The sequence below is a fragment of the Psychrobacter alimentarius genome, assembly GCF_001606025.1.
GTDB classification, from domain to species: Bacteria; Pseudomonadota; Gammaproteobacteria; order Pseudomonadales; family Moraxellaceae; genus Psychrobacter; species Psychrobacter alimentarius.
In genome coordinates, this window is sequence record NZ_CP014945.1 from 292,221 (window position 1) to 315,777 (window position 23,557).

Below are 23,557 nucleotides of genomic sequence, written 5' to 3' on the forward strand. Positions count from 1 at the left end.
ATCATTAGCCCGTCGCAATAAGTAGCCCAAGTAGCAATCCTATGTTGAGTAACTGTCGTTCTGCTTGGATGAGGATGCTTTTTGCTCATCTTTTTGAGAATCGCTCATGCTTGATGTCTCCTGATATTCTGTACTACTTAATAAAAATCATCCCGACCAGCATATTTCATATTGAGCGCCTGCAATATCGCATAGGTTTCGCTATCTATCACACCTGTGGGCTGCTGCGGTCTAAAATGCAATTGAAACGCATAAATGACATCACGGCTGGCTTTGTCCCACTCGTCGCTATTATTGATTTGATAGCCATATTTGCGAAAGGCTTGCTTGATTTCCTGCACACTTGGCGCGACCAAGGTACGACGATTCATAATTTCTTGCTTGTCCGCTTCATCATACCAAGCGCCAATGCCGTATTCTTTGTATAAACGCTCCCAAGGGAATTTTGCACCGGGGTCTATCTTGCGCGAGGGTGCCATATCCGCATGACCGATGATATTTTTGGGTGAGATGTCATAGCGCGTGGCGATATCTTGCACCAGCTCTGCGACTTTCTTAATTTGCAGCTCACTAAATTCGACATAATGGTCGTAAGGATGATAGTCGAGCGTGCTATTTTTTAGCGCATCTCGGTATTCAGGCTTGATACCTGCATTTACAATCTCGATGCCAATAGACGTATCGTTGAGGATGGTTCTACCTGAAAAGCCGCCGTCCCCTGCATGCCACGCGCGCTCAGATTCTGGTACGAGGTTATAGATTTTATTGTCGTCTTTGTCCAAGATTAAATAATGGGCGCTCACGTTGCCCGTGGTCAAGGTTTTGATGGAGCGCTCATTGTCTGAGACCGTATAGTGCAAGACGATGGTTTTGATACGCTGGCTTTTGCCTGTCGATTGGTAAGTATCGCTATCGACGCTGTAATTTTTGGTGGTTGCTACGTGCGGGGCAGTGGTTACGCAGCCAATTAAAGGCAGAGTTAAGCTAAGTGCTAAGAAGATGTTTTTTACCATGAAATGCTCTGTGTGAATAAAGGTGTGCCGTTAAACCAATCTTTATCTTAAGTGAATAGTATTATTAAATGATGTCTAAGGTTTGGTACTTGTGTTTAACCCTTCCGAATCTTCTTCGCCAATACTTTTTTCCAACTGTCTTCCAAACATTCAATCTCAAGCCACGGCTCAATCACCTCGGCATCGAACTTTTCCTTTGAATTGGACAATTGCCAAAGTGTCTCAAGCGTGGCAAACGGATAGGGACGTTCGATCAAATACACAGGTAAGTCCGCGTTAATCATCCCATCACGTACCACTTGAAAATACCAACCCGAGATACCTTGCTTACTGACCCAAGACGCAATATTTGGCACTTTGGTAAATTGACCAATTTGATCATTGATCTTGTAACACGGACGGCGCGGTTGGACGATGCGCAGTTGCACGCTATCTTCACCACCTACTTTGTCTTCACCATATTGAAAAACGTCGCCGATACAGACGGTAGACTCGGTCATCTCAGGCAAGCCATTGACGGCTTCGGTCGTGAGGTTTTCACCGAGTGTACCGACGTGTACCTTTAGACCAAACTCAGCGTTAATCTTATCGTAAGTCGCAGGGGCTAGCTGATGCACCGCTTTTAATGGGCCACCGTGATGCTTACGATCGGCTTGCTCGTCGGTGGTCAAGCCCATAAAGTTGACGGCGACAGGCGCATCGATTGGATATTTATCAATGGCGCTCATCTCTTCACGAGTGAAGGGCATGGCTTTGCCAGCGCGGACACAGATGAGAGTGGCGATATGCAAGGGCAGGGGTTGGTTAAAATCAAGGTTAGTGTTTTCTTGTACGTATGTTTCGGTTGATTCTATGCGCATTGGGGTTCCTAACGGCTGGTCATTTTTTAGGCAAATACGATTGGATGATTGTCATCATCTTAGCGTAATCATAGACAGCTTTCAGCTTATTTATACCATGTGTATTTATAAAGCTATTTTGAACAGTCACCCATAAAAAAAGACCAGAATCAGTCTCTGGTCTTTTTAAGGCAATAAATATATCGAACTCAATACACTTATTTGTTTTTGTTGCGACGGCCTGCGGTTTTCTTTTCACGCGGGGTTGCAACCAGCTCAGCCAACTGATCAGGTGATGACCATAAGCCTTCTAAGTCATAGAACTCACGAGCTTGCGGCGTCATCATGTGCACAACAACAGCACCCAAATCAATCAACGTCCAGTCAGAGTCGATACCGCCTTCACGGCCAAGTGGCATAAAGCCAGATTTTTTGGCTTCAGCACCGACGCTATCGGCCATGGCGCGCACGTGACGCTTCGACGTACCATCAGCGATGACGATGTGTTCCATAACGTCAGTCAAATCTGCTACATCCATTACAGTGATATTTTTCGCTTTCATATCGTTCAGCGCACTGTCTACAAGGGTCAAACACTCTTTTATGCGTTCTTCAGTCATGGTATTGGTCATAAATTTTAATCTCTTGAATCGTAAATATGTAAAATAAAAGGTAAAGCATTAATAGGGATTGTCCAAATGACCATTTGTCGCCAGCCGTATGTACAGACAAAATGGGCAAAATGACAAAGATAAGGCGATTTTAACGGAATTGAGCAGCAGAATATAGCTGATGGGCGATAATATAGTGATAAACAGCCGAATTTAGCCATTTAGGTAACGGATTGATGGCAGTATGGCTCATGATATCATTTATTGGTGGTATAGAGGTCATTTGCCTGTCGGCTGCTTGCATTATATTCAATCGATCTTGCACAGACTGTAGCTGCTCGCGTATCTGCGTGCTCGACACGGCTGCGACAGGCCGCGCGTCTATATAAATATGGCCTTGATGCGTGCTTTTCAAGCCAGTATTCGTCGCAAGCGCTTTAGTAATGGGCGTGACTAGCTCTGTCGGTGTGCCAACGACTAATGATTGTAGCGGCACGGGCAGTTTGGCTTGAATGGTGTCTGTGTTCGGCATATTGTCTGGGTCTGGCAGAATATCATTATCCACATCATCTTTATCCGCATCATCTTTATCAAAGATGCGACTGACATGACTGCGACTAAAGATCCAGAGATTGACATGATTCGTCAGCGCCAGCCCTTCTTTCCAATGCGGCAAGCTCAGCGCGCTGTCCATACCAATGATAAAGATCAAACTGTCACGTGGATAGCGCTCCCTTAACGTACGTACACTATCGATGGTATAAACAGGCGGCGTTTGCCATAGCTCAAGCTCATCAATCTGAATGGGTGTCTCTAGGGTCGCCAGCTTTAACATCGCTAGACGATGGTGAGGGTCTGTGCTTTTTTGTTTAAATGGGGAGCGTGAGTTTGGCAATAATGACACATGCAGGTCGCGCTGCTGCTGCGCCGCTATCGGTAACAAACGCTCATACACATACATGGCCATTTGCACATGACCTTGATGCACAGGATCGAACGAGCCACCCAAGTAAGCACGAATGGCAGGCCTAGAGGTTTTATCATCGAGACTGTCAGTGGTATTTGGCATAGTTTGGCACAGATATGGTTTGTCGTAGAGATGCTTTGGCACGGATAGGGAAGCGAAAAGGCGAAACAGAAAATCGCTATTGTAGAGGGCGCAGCAGCATCTGTCATTAAAAGCCCTCAAAAGTCATCAAAAATGACCAATAAAAAACCGACCATCATAACGACAGTCGGTAATATCAAATCTATTTTTAATCAGCATAATAAAACTAAAAATAATACGATGTTGCTGAGATGGATTTTTCAAAGCTTCTGTCACGCTTGCGAACAGGCAGCGAAGAAAAATTCATCTCAGTAGTACAGCGTTACTCTATGCATGACTCTTATTTATCATTGACCAGATAGCAATCAAGCTATAGCGATTAAATCTCATCGCTATAAGCTTGGATGGCCGTCAGCGCGATGGTATAAATAATATCATCGACCAAGGCGCCACGTGACAAGTCGTTCACAGGCTTGTTCAATCCTTGCAACATAGGACCAACACTGACGACATTGGCACTACGTTGTACGGCTTTATAAGTGGTATTACCTGTATTGAGATCTGGGAAAATAAAGACGTTGGCTTGTCCAGCAACTGGTGAGTCTGGCGCTTTTTGTTTGCCGACGCTCATGACTGAGGCGGCGTCATACTGTAGGGGGCCATCGACTTTTAGATCTGGCGCGCGCTCACGCACAATTTGAGTGGCACGAGTGACTTTTTCGACATCTGCACCGGCACCTGATGAGCCAGTAGAGTAGCTGATCATCGCAACTTTTGGATCAATACCGAAAGCCGCAGCCGATTGCGCGGACTGAATAGCAATCTCAGCCAGCTCTTCTGCGGTTGGATCAGGGTTGATGGCGCAGTCACCATAAACTACCACTTGCTCAGGCAATAGCATAAAGAAGATGGACGATACCAAAGAGTATTGCGGTGCTGTCTTAATCAACTGAAACGCTGGGCGTACGGTGTTGGCAGTAGTATGAATCGCTCCAGAAACCAAGCCGTCGACTTCGTCCATCTGTAGCATGGTCGTACCCAAATACACTGTATCTTTGAGATACTCAGCAGCGACATCTTCGCTGGTTTTACCTTTACGGCGCTCAACGACGGCAGCGATATATTTGCTCATATCGAGATCATCAGGATCGATAATCTCTAACCCTTCTGGAATGACCAAATCACGATTTTTGGCCACTTGTTCAACGTCGCTACGCTTCGCAAGTAGCACACAATTGGCGATACCGCGACTCTGACAGATACAGGCGGCCTCGACAGTGCGCGGCTCAGACCCTTCTGGCAAGACGATACGTTTTTTGGCCGTTTGTGCTTTTTTGACCACTTGATGACGAAAGGCAGAAGGAGACAAGCGTCGCTCATAATCACGGCTGAAATACTCTTTAATCCAGTCCAAGTTTAGATGCGCTGCCACGTAACGTGCCACTTCTTCCGCACGTTCAGTGTCATCACTTGGAATCTCAGAACTCATGTGTACCAAGCTCTGTACGGTCTCATAACTGTCATCTTCCACACTCATGACAGGTATACCCGTCTTGAGCGCTGATTGCCACAATTCCGCAACGGTTGCACTTGGCTCAACGCCGCCCGTTAAAACCAAACCTGCCAGCGGGATGCCATTGATACAGGCCAAGCCAGCTGCCAGTAGTAAGTCATCACGATCACCAGGGACGACGATTAAAGTGCCACGTTTGAACACCTCGTCGACGCGAGCAACGGAGCGAGCGGTTAAGCTAATACGGTTAATGCGGCGCGTTTTTGCTTCACCCACATTGAGCCATTTGGCATCAAGTTCAGTGGCGATGTCCCACGTACGCGGCACAGAGAGTGAGTCGCTAAAAGGCACCACACCGATCAAGCGAAAGGCATCAGTGTCAAAGTGGGGGGACAAGCGTTTTACTTCTTGCATGAACGAGTCATCCAAGTGCACGACAGCTTCACCTGGTGCGACCGGTTGGGTCTCAAAAGTATTGGGTACGTCTTGTACCCGCATCAAAATCACCCCAAGTGTACGCGCAGTGGCAATACCACCAAACTCACGAGCGTGAACATCGAGTTTGTCAGCCAGATAGGCAGGGTTGCTGGTATCAGCCGTACTGACGAAGATGATCTTGGCATCCAGTGCATGAGCAATGGCACGGTTGATTTGTGAGGCGTAAGATGTCTCAGTGGTTGGTACTAGTCCTTCACAAATGATGACGTCATGACCATCACCGATGGTGTGATAATTGATGACCACTTCTTCCATCAGATCATCAAGGTTACCATCACCAATCATGCGCTCAACGCGCTGACGGCTGATGGATTTGGGCGGTTTTAGCCCAAAAGCGTGCATGGTTAAAGCACTTGAGCTGTCCAAGCTGCGCTGCTTATCCAGTGTATCATCTTGCAAAAACGGTTTCATAAAACCAGCTTTGATACCGTTGTAATCAAAAGCACGAATCAGTCCAAGCGCGGCTGACGTGACACCGATACCGCGACTAATGGGAACAAGTAAAATGGTTTGCATAGTGTATCCTACGGTTTATTATATTTTTAAGGCTCAATTTATCATTGCCAAAATGCGTAAAACACCACGCTTCTTATCACAAGATTTGCCAGAAGCGCGCGTTTAAAAAACGACTCAAAAACTGTGCACTTAGACCAGATGCAACGCTTCACGCGTCTCTTGAGCAATGCGACCTTCTTCATCGGTTGGTATGACCCATAGCTCAAGGCTACTATCGCTACTATGGAAGCTGCCTTCGTTACCGCCAACCAAGTTTGCGTTCTTATCTGCATCGACCTTAATACCAAAATGACGCATCACTTCTAAAATGCGCGTACGTGTGCTGACCGAGTTTTCTCCAATACCGCCAGTAAAGACGATACCAGTAAATTCAGGCAACGCACAGCTCAAGCTGGCAAGGTATTTACCCACGCGGTAACAGAACATCTCGATAGCAAGCTGGGCGTCTTTGTGACCTTCTTTGGCGGCTTGCTCAACGGTACGCAAGTCATTCGACAACCCTGAAATACCCAGCAGACCGCTTTCTTTATTGAGCATGGTATCGATGTCTTCTAAACTCATACCCAGCTGGCGCTTTAAATGAATATGTAAGCTTGGATCGACATCGCCGCTGCGCGTACCCATCATAAGCCCCTCAAGTGGCGTCAAGCCCATGCTGGTATCAAGACTCTTGCCATCATAGACCGCAGTCGCTGAACAGCCATTACCCAAATGTGCGGTCAGCCAACCATGTGTGCCGCTTGCATCGGTGATATCACTTGCGCGCTCTGAGACGTAAGCGTGAGACGTACCATGAAAGCCGTAACGACGGATTTTATGTTCTTCGTACAGGTTTTTTGGTAGCGGATAGCGAAAGGCAACAGGAGGCATAGTTTGATGAAACGCAGTATCAAAAACGACGACTTGTGGAATATCAGGGTAAATGGCTTGAACGGCTTCAATACCTAAAGCATGAGCAGGATTATGTAGCGGTGCCAATACTTTTAGACGCTTAACTTCGTCAAGGACATGATCATCGACACGTACCGCTTCAGAGTATTCACGGCCGCCATGAACCACGCGATGACCGACCGCGATGAAATGATATTGCTCTAATAGCTCAAGAATTTTTTGTAGGGCGAACTTATGATTACCACCTGGTATTGAGATTTCAAGCTTCTCGCCGTTTAAAGTGGTGTGTTTGATACGGGCGGTATCGAGTCCTAAGTTTTCGGCCAGACCTGTGATACGAGTTGCATTATCGTCACTAATCAGTGCGTACTTAATGGAAGAAGAACCACAGTTGAGGACTAAGGTAGGATTGGTTAGGGTTGATGTTTCAGAATTTTTGTCATCAAAAGTGTTGGTTAGACTCGCGCTCATACTCTATCCTTAGATTATATTTTTATAAAGATATTCATTCTCAATGAATACCGGTTCAATAAACAAAAACCAGCCACATCCCTGCTGATATACCAATGGCAATGATATCGCTGATTTCAATCACACTTGGGCTGACTCTACTGATGAGAGCGGGTTCAGTCATGTTATTACCTTACCCTAGCTCTATAGTGATGGCCACAAGGCTGACCATAATGTACCATATTTTTGAAGCTATACCATGATAACTATGAGGATTGGCACCTAAGATGTATACACATCGATAACAACTGTACACCGATTGTAGTTAGGGCTGATCATAGACAATCAGAGAAAATGACACTTAATAAAAATTGTAAGAAAGTTTTTCCAAGTATTAGCCAAAGCATCTTTAGCTATGAACATAACCAATAGTATTTAGTAAAAAATTGTTGACTATGTTAAAATTTATTGTTTGTCAGGTTGAGTAAGTATCTAACCAAATTTATTGCCAGTTGTATTCAGTATCAGCATCGCTTTATGTAATAATGCTATGATTTAAAGCAGTCCTATTGCTCATAGTAGCAATGGACTGCCCCTATATGTCAGTGCTCACTTGTTATAGTGTGATTGGCACTTGATATTGTTTTCTCTATCATACGTTTTTTAACATACTTACACCGCTGTAAGGTCACAGGTTGCCTACTTTATGCTTACTATCCGCCGCACTTCAAAAACCGAGTACGCCAATATGATTACCATCAGTCGATGTGCCGTCTCAACGCTTATCATCAGTAGTGTTGCGATACTGGGTGTGTCAGGCTGTGGACAGAAAGGCGATTTATACTTGGCAAATGCTGATGGTCAATCAGCACAGAGTAGCACTGCTGTATTGGACAGTACCAGTCATCCACAAGACGCTGCCTTTGCGGGTATCGATGATGACAGTACTAATAATGCTAACAACGTATCAAATACGCAAAACGCGCAGGATTTTGAGCTACCAGAACCGAGTACTGATCCCAACGACTATTAATGCCAATTCAGATTTTTTATTAAAAAGAGGGCTTACGACAGCATGCCTTTGTCTAATGCGCTCTTGTCCCTTTCTTAGCTTCATTTTCATTTGATACCCGATTATATTAGAGATGTTTATATGAGTCATTCTGAGTTACCTACTGGCGAATCTGTCACTACCCAAACAGAGCAAGGATTGTATGTCGATCCCAAGGCTTTAACCAATCACTTGCCAGCCTTGCAGTATCGTGATGAGGCGCTGTATATGGAGCAAGTCAGTATTGAGAGCATTGCCAAACAGTATGGCACGCCATGCTATGTCTACTCAAAACAGGCCATATTGGATGTTTATCAAGCTTATACCGACAGCTTTGCCAGTCTAGACCATCAGATATGCTATGCCGTCAAGGCCAACTCCAATCTGGCAGTGCTGAGCGTATTGGCACAAGCAGGCGCAGGCTTTGACATCGTCTCACGTGGTGAGCTAATGCGTGTGGTAGCGGCTGGAGCTCAGGCGTCACGCCTGGTATTTTCAGGCGTGGGAAAAACTTATGGCGATATCGAGTATGCGCTGACCCAAGGCATTGGCTGCTTCAATGTTGAGTCTATCAGTGAGCTGACCCTCATCAATGAGGTGGCAAAGACACTTGATAAGCCTGCACCAATCTCATTACGCGTCAATCCAAACGTCGATGCTAAAACTCACCCTTATATCTCGACTGGTCTAAAAGACAACAAATTCGGTATCACGCACGAAGATGCGCTTGCAGTTTATCAACAGGCAGCAGCAATGTCTCATATCGATATTGTCGGTATCGATTGCCACATTGGCTCACAGTTAACGGAAGTTGAGCCATTTGTTGCCGCTTTGGACAAAGTCATTGAGTTGATACATAGCCTACGGGAGCATGGTATTGAGCTGCGTCATATTGATTTGGGCGGTGGCTTGGGCGTGCGTTATATTGATGAAACCCCTGTGTCTATTGAAGAATTCGCAGCAGCATTACTGCCCAAACTGAGTGAGCTTGGTTTAACGGTGTTCTTTGAGCCGGGTCGTAGTATCGTTGCCAATGCTGGCGTGCTCTTAACCCAAGTCGATGTGCTCAAGCCAACTGAGCATAAGAATTTCGCTATTGTCGATGCAGCGATGAATGATTTGATTCGCCCAGCGTTATATCAAGCAGAAATGGCAGTCATTCCAAACGTATTGCCTGACGCTGGCCTTGATACCAATGACACGAAAGCATGGGATATTGTCGGGGCTATTTGTGAAACGGGCGATTTTTTGGCCAAAGACCGTCTATTATCCCTAGCGGAAGGGGATATCTTAGCAATTACGGGTGCGGGTGCTTATGGATTTACCATGAGCAGCAATTACAACTCGCGCCCACGTGCAAGCGAGGTGATGGTGTCAGAGGATCGTCATCAACTGATCCGCAAACGTGAGACGATTGAATCCTTGTACGCTGATGAAGTTTTGTGGCAAGACTAAAGAGTAGTAAAGCGCAGTATTCAGAACCGCTACAAAACCCATTGTGATAACAGCAATGGGTTTTTTTATGGGCGAATTTGAGAGCAATTGACGCTGCAACGAGGAAAGTCGTGCTATAGCTAACGGCTTAAATGTCTCACAAAATAAATATAAACCGCCATGTGAGCCGCATTAAAGAGTGCGATGATGTCAAATATAGGTTTGAGAGACGGTACAACGCTGAGATAACTGGACATTTGATAGCAGTGATAATTATGATTGTATCTGACAGCGTGCTAATATAAGGCATACATAAAAATAGGATAGGATATCAAGGGTATGCTAATAGAATTCACTAAGATGCATGGTCTGGGCAACGATTTTATGGTCATTGATTTGGTGACCCAACGCTTAGAGTTAACCAAGGATTTGGTACAGTTATTGGGAGATCGTCATTTAGGCATTGGTTTTGATCAGCTACTCGTGGTCGAGCCACCGATGCGCCCTGACGTTGACTTTAGCTATCGCATCTTCAATACCGACGGTACAGAGGTTGAGCAGTGCGGCAATGGGGCGCGTTGTTTTGCCCGTTTTGTTCAAGCACGTAAGCTGTCATTCAAACAGCGTCTGCGTGTTGAGACTGCAAGTGGCATTATCTCTTTGACGACCGACCGTTATGGTTGGGTCGAAGTCGATATGGGCAAGCCCAAATTTGAGCCAAATGAGATTCCATTTACACCCAGAGCCACCACAAAAATCCAAAATGCCTATCATTTGGATGTCAATGGTACGCCAGTGCAGCTCTATGTTGCCAACATGGGCAACCCACATGCGGTGATCAAAGTCGATGATGTACTTGATGCCGATGTCGAAACACTGGGTAAAGCCATTGAGTCGCATCCTGCGTTTCCAGATCGCGTCAATGTCGGGTTTATGCAAGTGATGAATCAGCGTCATATTCGTCTGCGTGTTTATGAGCGCGGTGTTGGTGAAACACAAGCTTGCGGAACGGGCGCTTGTGCTGCTGTTGCTGTCGGTATACGCGAAGGCTGGCTTGATGAAGGCGAAGATGTGCGCGCGCAGCTCTATGGCGGCAGTATGATTATCAGATGGCAGCCAGGGTACTCAGTCATGATGACTGGCCCAACAGCCTTTGTCTATGAGGGTGTATTTAGCCCTGATGGGCTGATGGCACAAGCCGGTCTCAAACCTCACTCAGAAGACTAAGCACGTGTCATCAATGATAAGCTGCACGTAGTCAGGTCAATATAAAAAAGGTATAGCGAGATTGGCATCAGTTTTTTGTCGCCTCTGTCGGAAGAGGCACAGCACGCAAGAAAAATTGCTGCCAGTCTTGCGTATTGACGCAATGTATCTATTTTATTTAGTATCGACTATACACTGATGATCGAGCCAATGTTAAGGCAGGTTTTTATATGGTGATGTCCAATCAAGACGAACAATCTACGAACGCGGCGCCATGGCTATCAGCCGAGCTGGCCGCTGCGGTAGAGCTGGATACCGCACTACAAGAGCTACTATCGCCTGTCCACCGTTGGCTCAATACTTTGTCGGTGCGTAACCATTCGCCGCATACGCTAACGGCGTATTTTGCTGGACTCAATCAGTTGGCACTGTTTTTGCGCGGTAAGCGTTTGTCATGGACACGCTGTGATAAGCGTCAATTGGCACAACATATCGGCCATCGTCTAGATGAGGATAAGTTGGCACTGGCTAGTGTGCAACAAGAGCTATCGGCTATTCGCCATTTTTATGGTTGGTTAATTGAAGAGAATTTGGCACGTATTAATCCAACCACAGGTTATCAGTTAAAGCGTAGCCCGAGACCGTTGCCGTCTATCGCGGATGTGGATTTATTGACGCAGCTGCTCGATCAAGACATGCCTGACACGCCCGAGCAAGCCCGTTTATGGTTACGCGATAAAGCCATGTTTGAGTTGCTTTATAGTAGTGGACTACGCGTTGGTGAATTGGTCGCACTTGATATGGCAGATGTAGATTTGTCTGATTTACGGGTGAGAGTCACGGGTAAGGGTAATAAAACGCGCTTGGTGCCTTTGGGCGCCAAGGCCGCACAGGCCATCATGCGCTATCTGCCGCACCGTGATTTATGGGTAGAGCAACAAGATAGGGCATTGTTCATCAGCGAAAAACTGGGAACTCGCTTATCGACGCGCGCCGTGCAACAACGATTAAAGGTGGCGGCGACTCGTGCTGGCATCGCGCAAAACCTATATCCACATTTACTGCGTCATTGCTTTGCCTCACACATGCTATCAGGCAGTGGCGACTTGCGTGCAGTTCAAGAAATGCTTGGGCACAGTGATATCAGTACCACGCAAATTTATACCCATGTTGATTTTGCTAAATTGACACAGGTCTATGACCGCGCTCATCCGCGAGCGACGCACGCACAAAATGAGAGCGAGAGTCTTTAAGCTTACTTATATAACTTTACATCTATAGTGAGTTCAGTATAAAAGTGATACAGCGGAACTGAAATGCGTTTTTCGTAGCCTCTGTCTGCGTAGGCACAGCAAGCAAGAAAAATATATGCCAGTGCCGCGTTGGAGTACAACGTATCTGTTTTATTTGGAGTCGACTGTACTTATATAAACAGTCTTATGCCAAACGATGGCAATCAAAAATAGGCAGTTTTTGTCGACCTTGTACTTGTGCTTGCTTCTCAAATGTAGCCATGACAATGGCATAATTCTTATTGTCTTGATTCAACTTGCTATCATCATAACTGTCTATAATGGTGCCGTCATAAGCGCTAATCGCTGTGTGCCCCCATGTCTGACGAATGTTGCCGCCTTTATAAATATGGTCACCGCCCTGAGCGGCGCCAATCACCATACACTGGCTGTCCAAGGCACGCGCGCGCAATAACAGCGACCAGTGCGCTTGACCTGTCAAGTAGGTAAAGGCTGACGGAGCACTCAACAAGTCGGCACCTGCCTGACGCAGACGCTGCGCTAATGCAGGAAAGCGCAGATCAAAGCACACCATCATACCCAATTGATAGACCACGTCATTGATTTCAAGCGGTGTGACCACGGTTTGGGTACCTGGCTCAAATGTTGCCGCCTCATTGTAATTACCTTGCTTGTCAGCCACGGTCGCCGTAAACAAATGAATCTTGTCATAGCGTGCCACGCGTGTGCCATCAGGGGCGAACAGCTGACTGACCTGTCTCAGCCTATCGTTAGGCACAAGCATGCCATCAGGACGGTAAGTGCAGGGTAGTGAACCTATCAGCACATAGACATTGTAAGTACTGGCATAATGGGCTATCGTCGCTGACAGCTCATCGAACCGCTCTGCAGTGGCAAATTGCTCACCCATGCTACAGCAGTTTTCAGGTAAGATAATAAGCTGTGCACCTTGATTACACGCATCAGCAATAGCGGCTTTTATATCGGCTAGGTTTTTTTCGACATCTTGCTGACTATTCATTTGAATGGCCGCCGTGATAAATGGATGGTTATTTGCTTTATTATTCATAGTATTGTTCTCAGCTGGTTTATGATTTATGAGAGTGATTCTAAGGTTTTAGAGTATAAATCCCATCGTTTTTTATCAAGCGCTTGGGTTTTTGAATATATTTACATTGCTTAGTATTGAGTAACCACCGCCAAAGTAAAAAAATAATCAATGATGATAAAAGATACATAACAAATGCATGGTATTTTCAAAGTAGCAAAAGGGTATTTCAAATAGTATTGTGACAAGATAAGCTCTTTTCATTGGTCGTACATTTTGCTTGCCAGCAGCTGTAAAAATTGCTCGTAACGGCATTTTTGTCTTTAAATGAACTGACTATATCTGGGTAGACCATAAATTATCATAGCAAAATCGCAGCAAAAAATGCTATCGTCGTGTCCTAAGATCGTTAAATCTCTGCCTGAATTGGCAACATATATAGACTATCACCACCATCGGAGTGTAATAAGCCACCCATGAATATGTCGTTCGGATTGGCAACCACGCTGAATACCTCACAAAAACTGACACCGCAGATGCAGCAAGCCATCAAGTTGCTGCAACTCTCTAGTCTTGAGCTGGCGCAAGAGGTGCAGATCAAGCTGGACAGCAACCCTTTGCTTGAGCGGATTGAAGAAGACGAATACGAGTATGGTACTGACGATAGTGTCAATGAGTCAGACACCTCATTGACACTAGACAGTTGGAACCAAAGCACTGGCGCGGATTCTTTTGGTGAAGATTATGATGGTAATGAGTCGAAGTTTGACTATGATTCTGACTACAGTGATGAATTTAGTGACAGCTTAGATAAGTTACAGCAAGCCAGTATTGATGACGGTGCCATCGATAATTATGCGGCGGATGGCGATAGCCTTTTTGACACGAATAATTTCGATAACAGTAACTATGCATCTGCAACTAAGAATTCTAGTAACAGCAAAAGTGATGAGGACTTTGATAGTTATCAAGGCGGCACTTCTGCCACTATTCAAGACCACGTACGCTGGCAGCTTAATTTTAAGCGACTGTCAGAAGTGGACACCTTAATTGCCACGTATTTGATGGATTCTATGGATGACATGGGGTTTATTCGACTGGATATCGATGAGCTATTGCAAAGCTTTGATACCATGGCAAACTTCTATCAGTGGGATGAGCGGGTTGAGTATGACGAAGTCATGGCGGTGCTGCGTGTCATTCAATCTTGCGATCCATTGGGTGTGGGTGCGCGCCATCTGAATGAATGTCTGGCAATTCAGTTGTCCAAACTCGATACAAATACGCCATATCTAAAAGAAGCACACGCGCTATTATTGGCCAGTGAGCATTTGGTCAGCAATAATATCAAAGCACTCACTGAATGCACTGGTCTTGCACCTAAAGACCTCACACCTGCGCTCAATCTACTACGCACACTAAACCCCTCGCCAGGCCTGTTATTTCAGAGTAATCAGCCAGACTATACTCGCTCGACTGACAGTTATGATATTCCTGATGTGTTGGTCACGCCCATTCGCCGCCGCGATAGTAATGGCGACTCAGAGGCCCAAGAAACGGGCTGGCATGTGCGCCTCAACCCTGATACGTTGCCAAAACTACAAGTCAATCAAGAGTATGCCAATCTAGTCAGACGCGGCGATGATAGCCCAGACAATCAATATCTACGTGAACACCTTACTGACGCCAGGTTGTTCATTCGCAGTATCGAAGAGCGCAATCAAAACCTACTCAAAGTCGCAACCAGCATCGTTCGTTATCAACAAGATTTCTTGCAATACGGTGCGACGGCAATGCAGCCCCTTATCTTAAAGGCTATTGCAGAAGAAGTGGATTTACACGAATCCACGGTCTCACGTTTGACCACCAGTAAAACCATTTTGACGCCGCAAGGATTGTTCTCCCTCAAGCATTTCTTTTCATCTCATGTCAGCAGTGCAGACGGTGACATCTCATCGACTGCCATCAGTGCAATGATCAAAAAAATGATCACCGATGAAGACCTCAAAAAGCCCTTATCAGACAGTCGCATAAAAGATTGTTTATTGGCAGAGGGAATTGATATAGCCAGAAGAACAGTGGCCAAGTATCGTGAAGCAATGAATATTGGCTCATCTACCCAGCGTAAACAGAAATATTAATGCTGATAAGGTAATGAATTATAAGCCAATTTGTCCTATATCTATTGATAAACCAGTCAAATATAAAAAATAAAATTTTTTGATTATATAGAAACATTTATGAAACAACAGCGTTTTTTACATTTAATTACAACTTAGCGTCTTGCTACTATTTCAGTTTCATGACAAATTAGAGCCATACCAACAATGAATCGCTAATCATTGTTCTACAGTAATAAAGAAAGCATGACGAAAGGAGACGTCTTTCTTATATTCCAAATGTTTAGATTATTGTTGGTAAGGCAGGATGACAAAGGCAAGAACGCTGGCTCATCTGTTGATTAAAAGTAACAATGCAAGTAATAATAAAAGGACAATAATATGAATGTTTCTATCAGTGGTCACCATATCAGTGTTACCGAAGCTATGGACACAGCGGTTCGCGAAAAGCTTGTAAAAGTTGAACGACACTTTGATCAGATACAAAGTATTCAAGTGATCTTATCTTTAGACAATAGCGGCGCGAGTGATGGCGGTCAAAAAAGCCATAAAGCTGAAGCGATTATGCGAGTCTCAGGTCAAGAAATGTTTGTACAAGCCTGTGAAGATGATATGTACAAAGCTATTAACGAAATGGCCGACAAACTTGATAGACAGGTGCGTAAGTATAAAACGCGTCAAGAACGTAAGAAGACTCAGGGAGCAGGGCGCGATCATCGTTATGAAGACTTGACCGTTGCTGATGCTGAACCAGCCGTCTGATTATATTGAGGTTTGGGAATATCAAATGAGTGTGGGTTAATAGTATAATAAGTATATAAAACCCCGTGTCATTTTAATTTTCGAGACCCTAATATCTACAAAAGACCTCAAACGTACAATACGTTGAGGTCTTTTTTTATTAGTGACTTTTGATTAATATGGCTTCTGATTAATGTTATTCACTCTTAATACTGTTCAATAAATAGTCGTGCAGAACACTTATTCAGCAAATATACTCTACAGTAAACAATACGGTCGTGGCTTAAGGCGACGTATAAACTTGATCCAGTGATTAGCCACCACCGACTGCTTGGACGACTTCGATATTCATACCTTCAACGATATGTAATTGGGTCAGCTCGCTTTTAGGAATAAGCTCACCATCGACTTCTACCGCATAACGGCCTTGACTTAATCCAAGCTCGTTAATGACCAATTGCACGGTCTGATGCGTGGTTTGTAAGTGTTTGCCATTCACACTGATATTACTCATACAACGATCTCCTTGATAATTTGGTAGTCCTTATTGCCAATCCGTTCTTACCATCGACTTGACCTAATAGCGAATCAATTAACTGCTGGCGTGACCCAAACGAAAAGCCGATACGGCAAGCCATAGCCAACCTGCAATCATCAAAATACCACCGATAGGGGTGATGGCACCAAACCAGCGCGGCGCACCCAGCGTCATGGCATACAAACTACCAGCAAATATAATAACGCCAATCTGTAATAACCACGCTGTGGTATGAGAGATATATTTTAATTGAATCAATAAACCCACGAGTAGCAAACCAAGTGCATGGACAAATAGATATAAGGTTGCCGTATGCCACCATTCAAGCTGCTGAGCACTGACCAAGCTTTTTAAACCGTGAGCGCCAAAGGCGCCTAGAGCGACTGCTATCGCCATATTGATTGCAGCAACACCTATCCAATTTATCATGGCAACACTCATATTATCTAAAAGCCGTTAATAGCGTATCAATATATTCAATATATACAGCTCAAAAGGTCGTTAACCGCCACAATCATCGACAGTTATTGTCCAAACCTAGCGATGACTGCTCCTTGCTACTGAATGTCTTCTGGCAAGATAACACTATCGATGGTCATCGCGTCACGAATTTTATCCATGGCGTTTTTCTCGATTTGGCGTACCCGCTCTGCCGAGATGGAGTAGACCGCTGCCAACTCATGCAAAGTAGATTTTTGCTCAGAGAGCCAGCGCTGCTCGACGATATCACGCGAACGATCATCCAATGTGCCCATCGCTGCTATTAAGGCGGATGAATTGTTTTCTTCCCAGTCTTCTTCTTCTAACTGTTCAGCAGGATCAATACCATCTTCTAAGAACAGCTGCGGTGCATAGCGGCCATCGTCATCATCACTCGATTGTGCTTCAAACGATGCATCGTAAGAAGTGAGACGAGATTCCATTTCGAGCACTTGCTTACGCGTGACATTCAAGTCAGCAGCAATCGCGTCCGCTTCTTCCAACGTCAGTTGGTTGTTGGTTTTTTTGAGGCTACGAAGGTTAAAGAACAGTTTGCGATGCGCTTTGGTCGTCGCAACTTTAACAATGCGCCAGTTACGAATGACGAATTCATGAATTTCAGCTTTGATCCAATGGACAGCAAAAGAAACCAGACGCACGCCTTTATTTGGGTCAAAGCGCTTGACCGCCTTCATGAGTCCCAAATTGCCTTCTTGAATCAAATCTGCTTGCGGCAAGCCATATCCTGAATAGCTACGGGCAATATGAATCACAAAACGCAAATGCGACATAACTAGCAGTCGCGCAGCTTCCACATCACCTTCATCGTAATAGCGATGCGCCAATTCCTGTTCTTGTAACGGGGTCAAAATTGGGATTTGATGCACAGTATTGATATAAGCACCCAAGTTGACGCCAGGCGCTGACAAATGAGTCGGCATAGCCGGTACTAAATCACGAGTACTGGTATCGCCAAGCGCGCTCGCATCATAAGGGGGTCGCTGGGCAGCGGCTTTTAACGCGGCGTCACGTGCGTCATTTTTTATGGGTGCTGCGCTGTCTTTTTTACTCGTTTTTGCAGCATCAGTAGTAGTATTAGCCATATTCTTGACCTTGATTAGATAGTTACACAAATAGTCAGATAAAAATCTTTATAGTTCTAATTGTAAAGGATAGCAACGTTTAGTTGCTATCAGTTTTGGTAATGATGAAGTGATATATTGTATCGAAATGCTGGGTTAAAGAGCCATCAGTCGGCGGCTCATTAGTGTACTTATTCACAGTTAATAATAACGGGTTTTCTGTATTCGATTGCTGGCTTTGACGACAAAAAGCGGTGATGTCTGCTTGTGAGTTGGCATCAGTGGCAACTACATATAAAGATTCGCCATTTACAACATCGCGCAGTCCCACCTTAGTCTTTAGTAATGGCATCGGACAGGCAAATCCTCGGCCATCGACAAAGCGCTTGATAACGATAGTCTGTTGGCTTACGTCCGCGTCATGGCTTGGCGTATTAGTCGCTGCCTGTAACAATGCTAGTAGGCCATTGACCTTTTGCTCGTCAGCGTCAGACAAAGTGGCTGCCAAGCTGATAGAGGGTAGAGCGTTCGTGATGGATGACTGACTATCAGTGGACATAAACTAAACCTTATAAATATCAATCAGTTGGTATGTGTTACTATGATTATGAGCAGTATTTGGGGTTTAGGACGGTAATGTTTATAGTAACCATATCACTGTCTGATACCAGTTGTTATAGCGCATTGAAGTATTAGCACTAATCAACCAGCAGTCTGACCCTATTGCTATTATACCAAAGAGCCGATGCGCAATTGCAGTTGAATATTATCAACACAATATTCGGTTCATTAGAATTACACAGTCATGTTTCACAATAGTGACGCGCCGCTAAGTGATTGGTAGTTAAATGCATATGAGAATTGACCTAACATAGGCAAACTCGTATAGTCGAAAAACATCTTTCACTTGCATAGGATGCGTACTTGTCCCGAGCTGATAGACAGTCGATATTTGGTGGAGCAACCATGAATTTTTTCAATACATATACGATTACCAAAGGCTTGCTAAAAACCACATCGCCTTTATACAATCGACAAAAAACCCGTCTGTCTATGGCAGTATCAAGCGCTATCAGGTTTGGTGTGTCCTCAGTATTGTTGGTAGCGACGAGCGCCAATAGTAGCGATATCAATAATGTCATTAGTAATAATGATATGAGTAACAGCGGTAATAACCAAGCATCATCATTTGCTTATAATTCATGGAGCACCACTGACCCAAAAGAGTTAAGTTTACCGAGCTTACGCGGACAGGGCTTGAGCTTCGATGAGCAATATCAAAATAAATTGCTCGGTGAATGGTCACTACGAAAAGCCAATAGTCAAATCAAGATGGAGCACGATCCTTGGATTCAAGAGACGGTAAAAGACATGACGTGGCGTTTGAATGCGCAAGCGCGGCAGCAAGCACCAATGGCTGTGGTGATTATCGATAGTCCAAGTATCAATGCGTTCGCAGCACCAGGCGGGGTCATTGGTCTCAACACAGGGACGATACTGTCCGCCAAAAGTATGGATGAGCTTGCCAGTGTGGTGGCTCATGAGGTCGCTCATATTAGCCAACATCATTATGAGAGTGGGGCAGATGAACGCAGAAAGGCCATACTCATGCAGCTGGGCGGTATGCTGGCTGCTATTGCAGCATCAGCGGTCGATGGTGATGCAGCTGCGGCAGTCATGATGGGCAGTCAAACGGCTACAATGAATAGCAGTATGGCGTTTAGTCGTAGCAATGAGCGTGAAGCCGATCGCGTAGGCATGCAAATCATGACCCAAGCTGGCTATGACCCAAGAGCCATGCCACGGTTTTTTGCCACCATGAATCAACAAAGTCAGCTCAACCAAGTCGAAAATCGGTTTTTACCCAGTTTTGTTCAATCGCATCCGCTCAGTAATGAGCGTTTGAGTGAAGCACAGAGTCGCGCGCAGAATTATCCTTCTTTATCATTGAAACAGCAGCAGCGCTATCAGACCTTGTTTGATTTGCTCTACTGGCGCGTAAAAAGTACGGGTAAGCATGCTTCTGAGACAGAATTAAGTACGGCTGCTAAAAATAGTGTGGGTGCGAAGTTGGCACTAATGCATTGGTATGGTGAACAACAACGCTTTCAAGATGCCAATGAGTTGTTGGCGAGCATCAATGCATTGCCAGCGGTGCAGCGTCAAGCCTTAGAGCCTTTGCTATCCATTACCCAGAGCCAAATTTTAAGTGAACAAGATAAATGGACACAGGCCGCTGACATTTTGGAGAGCCAGCAGCGTTTATATCCTGAGCGTCGTGATTTACGCCTGTATCTCGCAGAAGCGCTGACCAATAGTAATGAACCTATGAAGGCTCAAGCATTACTCAAACCATTGACGCAGCAGGAGCCAAGCGATCGTTTTGCTTGGCAAAGCCTACAGTTGGCCAATGAAAAACTTGCCAAAACCACAACCTCGCCAGAGCTTGCCAGTATCGCGACCATCAACGCGTTACGCTATCGCAGCCATGACCAACTATGGAGCGGTCGCTACGAGCGCGCCCTCACGTCGCTCACACAGGCCAAACAACTGGCGGAGAACTTGCAAAATACGCCTCAAGCCAATAGCGCACGCCCGTTACTCGCCAATATAAATGCCGAGCTCAAAGCCATAAAAACCGCCAAAGACTTTGAGCCTTAGGCGGTCATTTTCATAGTGCTTTCTCTTTATGAATAGCACTATATTTATGAACCGTACTGTCTTTAGAGTAGGTTGTGAACGTCTTGGTTTATTGCAGACTGTCTATCGCTCTACCCTTGGAGTGCGTCTTTTACCAGTTTTGAGATCAAAGCTGGATCCGCACGACCAGCCGTTTTATTCTTCAATACGCCCATGACGCTGCCCATATCACGCATTGATGTGGCACCTTGTTCAGCGATTTCGGCATTGACTAAAGCACTGATCTCGTCATCACTCATTTGTTTTGGCATAAACTCATTGATGATATCAATCTCAAACTGCTCTTTGGCTGCCAAATCATCACGGCTGTTTTCTGTAAAAATAGTCAGCGACTCTTGACGTTGCTTGAGCTGTTTTTGTAGCACTTCTAATACTTGCGCATCGTCAAGCTCTGTTTGACGGTCAATCTCAATTTGCTTGATGACGGCTTGCACATTGCGCAAAACTTTAACACGCTCAAGCTCACGAGCTTTCATAGAAATTTTGATGGTGTCTGATAACGTCTGTTTAAGTTGGCTCACTGTTATTATCCTTGTACGTTAAATTTTATTTGATACATGCTATTTGTGAATATTTGGCTAAACGCCTGCTGATGCAGTTTTTGAGCAAAATGATATAAGCAATAATAACAAAAATTGTAGCATAAAAAACGCCACTGATATCGATGGATAACAGTGGCGTTAGTGTAGCGCTTGTACTTAACTAATCAGAGTATTGATTAGTACATACGAGTGGTACGAATAGTTTCGCGTTGTAACTTTTTCTTATAACGCTTTACAGCAGCTGCTTTTTTACGCTTACGTACTTGCGTTGGTTTTTCATAAAACTCACGCTTACGTACGTCTGATAATACGCCAGCTTTTTCACAAGCACGCTTGAAACGACGGATAGCAATATCAACTGGTTCGTTTTCTTTAACCTTAACTGCAGGCATGAAGACTCCTCGATTAGGATGAGATATAAGGGCATTAGTTTGGCTGTGTATTAGTATTTAGCCGTAATATCTCAAGATTACAGGCATCAGCTCAAACTAGGACAATCTTGCGCATTGGTGCAAGGGCACGTATTTTAATCAAAAATACCAACAAAGTCAATGATTTTAATGGATTAATCCCTATTTATCATTAAGTTGCAGAAGAAGATTGCGACAATCATAACGGTGTATGAAGGGTATGAAGATTATAGAATATGGCTTGCAAATGCACGAAAAATAACGGAAAAGGATGGTGAGTCGCCTTATAGAGCAATAATAAAAAACCCTACTGTCTATAACGGTTTGTCTAGACTTTATGCTATGATATTTGCAAATAGTAGTCAGCATATCAACCGTTTTATATGCATTTTATTGAGGATGTTGGAATGAGACAATCTGTACTGAATACGGCACTAAGCACCACCCTTATCGTCACGCTTGGTTTTGGTGTGAGTGCTTGTAGTAGTGACAAAGAAGGTGAACATGAGTCACATGAAGTATTAGCAATAGATCGCGTAGATGAAGCAGCTGAAATGGCTCGTGCAAAGGCGCCTGAAGCCGAAAAGATGGATTTTCCAGAAGCCGCAGCGCCAATGCCAGCAGCTGAAGGGGATGCGGCAGCAGGCACGGCAACTACAGATATGGCCACGACAGAAACAGGAACAGCTGATACCGCGACTGCTACTGACAGCACAGATGCAGCCATGACTAGTACGGACGCTGATGCTGCTACAGATAGTACCGATACCGCTGCTACTACTGAAACGGCAACAACTGACGCGGCTCCTCAATAAGCGCTAGATGCGTATGTTAGATAAGCGTGGCATAAGCCAATATTATGATAAGCAGTAGCCAATATGAATGATCGAATAGAGATGTCAGCATGAGACAGAAATCGGGTACACACATACTTACTTTATCTGCTGTCGGTATAAGCGCGCTACTGCTACTTAGTGCCTGTAGCAGTGATAGTGGTAATGACGGTAGTAATCAGCCTGCTGAAGACTCGACCGCGGTGAGTGACTCTGTCGCTACCGCTGAGGTGACAGAAGCAGCACCGACCGATGAACCCGACACTGCAACACCTGCAGCAGAGTCTGCTGTCAAGCCTGTCGTTGAAGAAGCGGCAGGGCAAGCGGTGTCTGCTGGACCTGAAATGTTGGCTGCAGATGCAGGCAAGACTTTATATGAGTCCAACTGCAAAGTGTGTCATGACGCAGGACTGCTAAATGCACCCAAGTATGGTGACAAGATGGCGTGGTCGACGCGTCTGACCAAGGATAAAGAAACCCTTTATATGCATTCTGCTAAAGGGTTTAATAAAATGCCTGCACAAGCGGTAAACGGTGTCACGGACGCGCAAGTAAAAGCGGCTGTTGATTATATGCTGGCATCGGTCAGCTGATACGGTATATATAGAGTATAGCAGCCATTGAAATTTGCTAAACTGACCGTCATTGTGACTGACAATGACGGTTTTTTTATGCTCGTTTTTATCAATGCCTTGCTCACAAATGCCATCGGCGGTTTTAAACGCATTTGGTGTAATAAC

Annotated in this window: 22 protein-coding genes; 9 read left to right on the forward strand and 13 right to left on the reverse strand. The window is 45.0% G+C overall.

Annotated features, from left to right (window positions below; translation table 11 throughout):
* Positions 1-137 precede the first annotated feature (137 nt).
* The 6 genes from A3K91_RS01235 to A3K91_RS01260 all read right to left on the reverse strand — a co-directional run bounded on the left by A3K91_RS01235 (position 138) and on the right by A3K91_RS01260 (position 7,400).
* The gene (locus A3K91_RS01235; RefSeq protein ID WP_062843657.1) at positions 138-1,013 is read right to left on the reverse strand and encodes an N-acetylmuramoyl-L-alanine amidase; all 876 of its coding nucleotides are present in this window, start codon (positions 1,011-1,013) and stop codon (positions 138-140) included.
* Between the two features lie 95 nt (positions 1,014-1,108).
* A complete protein-coding gene (locus A3K91_RS01240) occupies positions 1,109-1,873 on the reverse strand; it encodes an MOSC domain-containing protein (RefSeq protein ID WP_084387215.1) in 765 nt (254 codons plus the stop codon).
* A gap of 197 nt (positions 1,874-2,070) precedes the next feature.
* Positions 2,071-2,484 (reverse strand): ribosome silencing factor, encoded by a 414-nt coding sequence (gene rsfS, locus A3K91_RS01245; RefSeq protein WP_062843658.1) that lies wholly within the window; start codon positions 2,482-2,484, stop codon positions 2,071-2,073.
* 130 nt (positions 2,485-2,614) lie between these two features.
* On the reverse strand, positions 2,615-3,532 hold the full coding sequence (locus A3K91_RS01250) for a nicotinate-nicotinamide nucleotide adenylyltransferase (protein ID WP_062843659.1): 918 nt from the start codon (positions 3,530-3,532) through the stop codon (positions 2,615-2,617).
* 358 nt (positions 3,533-3,890) lie between these two features.
* Positions 3,891-6,038, reverse strand: coding sequence for a phosphate acetyltransferase (pta, locus tag A3K91_RS01255; RefSeq protein WP_062843660.1), 2,148 nt, complete (start codon positions 6,036-6,038; stop codon positions 3,891-3,893).
* Positions 6,039-6,167: 129 nt separating this feature from the next.
* Positions 6,168-7,400: an acetate/propionate family kinase gene (locus A3K91_RS01260; protein WP_062843661.1), complete on the reverse strand. Its 1,233-nt coding sequence runs from the start codon at positions 7,398-7,400 to the stop codon at positions 6,168-6,170.
* A 685-nt stretch (positions 7,401-8,085) separates the two neighbouring features.
* Between A3K91_RS01260 and lptM the strand changes: the two genes are divergently transcribed.
* The 4 genes from lptM to A3K91_RS01280 all read left to right on the forward strand — a co-directional run bounded on the left by lptM (position 8,086) and on the right by A3K91_RS01280 (position 12,323).
* Positions 8,086-8,412 (forward strand): LPS translocon maturation chaperone LptM, encoded by a 327-nt coding sequence (gene lptM, locus A3K91_RS01265; RefSeq protein WP_062843662.1) that lies wholly within the window; start codon positions 8,086-8,088, stop codon positions 8,410-8,412.
* 120 nt (positions 8,413-8,532) lie between these two features.
* The gene (gene lysA / locus A3K91_RS01270; RefSeq protein ID WP_062843663.1) at positions 8,533-9,885 is read left to right on the forward strand and encodes a diaminopimelate decarboxylase; all 1,353 of its coding nucleotides are present in this window, start codon (positions 8,533-8,535) and stop codon (positions 9,883-9,885) included.
* A gap of 318 nt (positions 9,886-10,203) precedes the next feature.
* On the forward strand, positions 10,204-11,091 hold the full coding sequence (dapF, locus tag A3K91_RS01275; RefSeq protein WP_062843664.1) for a diaminopimelate epimerase: 888 nt from the start codon (positions 10,204-10,206) through the stop codon (positions 11,089-11,091).
* A gap of 209 nt (positions 11,092-11,300) precedes the next feature.
* A complete protein-coding gene (locus A3K91_RS01280; protein ID WP_062843665.1) occupies positions 11,301-12,323 on the forward strand; it encodes a tyrosine recombinase XerC in 1,023 nt (340 codons plus the stop codon).
* 184 nt (positions 12,324-12,507) lie between these two features.
* On the opposite strand, the gene A3K91_RS01285 is transcribed toward A3K91_RS01280, so the two are convergent.
* On the reverse strand, positions 12,508-13,392 hold the full coding sequence (locus A3K91_RS01285; RefSeq protein WP_062843666.1) for a nitrilase-related carbon-nitrogen hydrolase: 885 nt from the start codon (positions 13,390-13,392) through the stop codon (positions 12,508-12,510).
* A 455-nt stretch (positions 13,393-13,847) separates the two neighbouring features.
* Between A3K91_RS01285 and rpoN the strand changes: the two genes are divergently transcribed.
* The gene (rpoN, locus tag A3K91_RS01290; RefSeq protein WP_062843667.1) at positions 13,848-15,512 is read left to right on the forward strand and encodes an RNA polymerase factor sigma-54; all 1,665 of its coding nucleotides are present in this window, start codon (positions 13,848-13,850) and stop codon (positions 15,510-15,512) included.
* A gap of 360 nt (positions 15,513-15,872) precedes the next feature.
* The gene (hpf, locus tag A3K91_RS01295; protein ID WP_062843668.1) at positions 15,873-16,253 is read left to right on the forward strand and encodes a ribosome hibernation-promoting factor, HPF/YfiA family; all 381 of its coding nucleotides are present in this window, start codon (positions 15,873-15,875) and stop codon (positions 16,251-16,253) included.
* A 292-nt stretch (positions 16,254-16,545) separates the two neighbouring features.
* Here the strand turns inward: hpf and thiS are convergent, their stop codons facing one another.
* The 4 genes from thiS to A3K91_RS01315 form a co-directional block, all read right to left on the reverse strand.
* Entirely contained in the window at positions 16,546-16,746 is a 201-nt protein-coding gene (gene thiS, locus A3K91_RS01300) for a sulfur carrier protein ThiS (RefSeq protein WP_062843669.1), read from the reverse strand.
* A gap of 78 nt (positions 16,747-16,824) precedes the next feature.
* Positions 16,825-17,199, reverse strand: a complete 375-nt coding sequence (locus A3K91_RS01305; RefSeq protein WP_062845797.1) for a DUF423 domain-containing protein — start codon at positions 17,197-17,199, stop codon at positions 16,825-16,827.
* Positions 17,200-17,327: 128 nt separating this feature from the next.
* Entirely contained in the window at positions 17,328-18,191 is an 864-nt protein-coding gene (rpoH, locus tag A3K91_RS01310) for an RNA polymerase sigma factor RpoH (protein WP_208855365.1), read from the reverse strand.
* A gap of 241 nt (positions 18,192-18,432) precedes the next feature.
* Positions 18,433-18,891: a sulfurtransferase TusA family protein gene (locus A3K91_RS01315; RefSeq protein ID WP_062843671.1), complete on the reverse strand. Its 459-nt coding sequence runs from the start codon at positions 18,889-18,891 to the stop codon at positions 18,433-18,435.
* Positions 18,892-19,298: 407 nt separating this feature from the next.
* On the opposite strand from A3K91_RS01315, the gene A3K91_RS01320 reads away from it, so the two are divergent.
* Entirely contained in the window at positions 19,299-20,993 is a 1,695-nt protein-coding gene (locus A3K91_RS01320) for a M48 family metalloprotease (protein ID WP_062843672.1), read from the forward strand.
* A 110-nt stretch (positions 20,994-21,103) separates the two neighbouring features.
* On the opposite strand, the gene A3K91_RS01325 is transcribed toward A3K91_RS01320, so the two are convergent.
* Both A3K91_RS01325 and rpsU read right to left on the reverse strand, forming a co-directional pair.
* Entirely contained in the window at positions 21,104-21,553 is a 450-nt protein-coding gene (locus tag A3K91_RS01325) for a GatB/YqeY domain-containing protein (protein WP_062843673.1), read from the reverse strand.
* 197 nt (positions 21,554-21,750) lie between these two features.
* Positions 21,751-21,966 carry a 30S ribosomal protein S21 gene (gene rpsU / locus A3K91_RS01330; RefSeq protein WP_010195908.1) on the reverse strand — a complete coding sequence of 72 codons (216 nt, stop codon included), beginning with the start codon at positions 21,964-21,966 and terminating at the stop codon, positions 21,751-21,753.
* 425 nt (positions 21,967-22,391) lie between these two features.
* On the opposite strand from rpsU, the gene A3K91_RS01340 reads away from it, so the two are divergent.
* Together A3K91_RS01340 and A3K91_RS01345 are read left to right on the forward strand one after the other, a co-directional pair.
* On the forward strand, positions 22,392-22,799 hold the full coding sequence (locus A3K91_RS01340) for a hypothetical protein (RefSeq protein WP_062843675.1): 408 nt from the start codon (positions 22,392-22,394) through the stop codon (positions 22,797-22,799).
* 89 nt (positions 22,800-22,888) lie between these two features.
* Positions 22,889-23,410 carry a c-type cytochrome gene (locus tag A3K91_RS01345; protein WP_062843676.1) on the forward strand — a complete coding sequence of 174 codons (522 nt, stop codon included), beginning with the start codon at positions 22,889-22,891 and terminating at the stop codon, positions 23,408-23,410.
* Positions 23,411-23,557: the final 147 nt, after the last annotated feature.

Bases quoted from the DNA above. Each gene is read 5' to 3' on its own strand.
- A3K91_RS01235 (WP_062843657.1), bottom strand. From the start codon at position 1,013: ATGGTAAAAAACATCTTCTTAGCACTTAGCTTAACTCTGCCTTTAATT.
- A3K91_RS01240 (WP_084387215.1), bottom strand. From the start codon at position 1,873: ATGCGCATAGAATCAACCGAAACATACGTACAAGAAAACACTAACCTT.
- rsfS (WP_062843658.1), bottom strand. From the start codon at position 2,484: ATGACCAATACCATGACTGAAGAACGCATAAAAGAGTGTTTGACCCTT.
- A3K91_RS01250 (WP_062843659.1), bottom strand. From the start codon at position 3,532: ATGCCAAATACCACTGACAGTCTCGATGATAAAACCTCTAGGCCTGCC.
- pta (WP_062843660.1), bottom strand. From the start codon at position 6,038: ATGCAAACCATTTTACTTGTTCCCATTAGTCGCGGTATCGGTGTCACG.
- A3K91_RS01260 (WP_062843661.1), bottom strand. From the start codon at position 7,400: ATGAGCGCGAGTCTAACCAACACTTTTGATGACAAAAATTCTGAAACA.
- lptM (WP_062843662.1), top strand. From the start codon at position 8,086: ATGCTTACTATCCGCCGCACTTCAAAAACCGAGTACGCCAATATGATT.
- lysA (WP_062843663.1), top strand. From the start codon at position 8,533: ATGAGTCATTCTGAGTTACCTACTGGCGAATCTGTCACTACCCAAACA.
- dapF (WP_062843664.1), top strand. From the start codon at position 10,204: ATGCTAATAGAATTCACTAAGATGCATGGTCTGGGCAACGATTTTATG.
- A3K91_RS01280 (WP_062843665.1), top strand. From the start codon at position 11,301: ATGGTGATGTCCAATCAAGACGAACAATCTACGAACGCGGCGCCATGG.
- A3K91_RS01285 (WP_062843666.1), bottom strand. From the start codon at position 13,392: ATGAATAATAAAGCAAATAACCATCCATTTATCACGGCGGCCATTCAA.
- rpoN (WP_062843667.1), top strand. From the start codon at position 13,848: ATGAATATGTCGTTCGGATTGGCAACCACGCTGAATACCTCACAAAAA.
- hpf (WP_062843668.1), top strand. From the start codon at position 15,873: ATGAATGTTTCTATCAGTGGTCACCATATCAGTGTTACCGAAGCTATG.
- thiS (WP_062843669.1), bottom strand. From the start codon at position 16,746: ATGAGTAATATCAGTGTGAATGGCAAACACTTACAAACCACGCATCAG.
- A3K91_RS01305 (WP_062845797.1), bottom strand. From the start codon at position 17,199: ATGATAAATTGGATAGGTGTTGCTGCAATCAATATGGCGATAGCAGTC.
- rpoH (WP_208855365.1), bottom strand. From the start codon at position 18,191: ATGCCGACTCATTTGTCAGCGCCTGGCGTCAACTTGGGTGCTTATATC.
- A3K91_RS01315 (WP_062843671.1), bottom strand. From the start codon at position 18,891: ATGTCCACTGATAGTCAGTCATCCATCACGAACGCTCTACCCTCTATC.
- A3K91_RS01320 (WP_062843672.1), top strand. From the start codon at position 19,299: ATGAATTTTTTCAATACATATACGATTACCAAAGGCTTGCTAAAAACC.
- rpsU (WP_010195908.1), bottom strand. From the start codon at position 21,966: ATGCCTGCAGTTAAGGTTAAAGAAAACGAACCAGTTGATATTGCTATC.
- A3K91_RS01340 (WP_062843675.1), top strand. From the start codon at position 22,392: ATGAGACAATCTGTACTGAATACGGCACTAAGCACCACCCTTATCGTC.
- A3K91_RS01345 (WP_062843676.1), top strand. From the start codon at position 22,889: ATGAGACAGAAATCGGGTACACACATACTTACTTTATCTGCTGTCGGT.